Origin of the sequence: Microbacterium sp. MMO-10, from assembly GCF_037148715.1 — a bacterium.
In the GTDB taxonomy this organism is placed as follows: Bacteria; Actinomycetota; Actinomycetes; order Actinomycetales; family Microbacteriaceae; genus Microbacterium.
The window spans coordinates 1-268 of the sequence record NZ_JBBCSV010000012.1 but is presented as its reverse complement, the minus strand read 5'-3'; the positions used below and the strand labels follow the sequence as shown (position 1 = coordinate 268).

At 68.3% G+C, this 268-nt stretch carries 1 protein-coding gene; it reads right to left on the bottom strand.

What is annotated here, in order from left to right:
* Positions 1 to 268, bottom strand: a 268-nt coding sequence (locus tag WFJ17_RS18750) for a glycoside hydrolase family 3 N-terminal domain-containing protein (RefSeq protein ID WP_336649213.1), incomplete at both ends; no start/stop codon positions are given.

Genomic DNA, 268 nt, shown 5'->3' with positions numbered 1-268 from the left:
GGTGACCGCCGCGGCCGCGGCGTGGGCGTAGTCGGGTTGCACCTTCTGCTCCCACACCATCCGGCCCACGTTGTCCCAGTCCGTGATCAACGTGCCCGTATACCCCCACTCGCCACGCAGCACGTCCGAGAGCAGCCAGTCGTTCACCGTGATCGGCACCCCGTCCGTGCTCTGATACCCGAGCATGAACGTGCGACACCCCTCCCGCGCGACCCGCTCGAACGGCGGCAGGAACCACGACCGGAGCTTGCGGCGTGAGATATCCGCC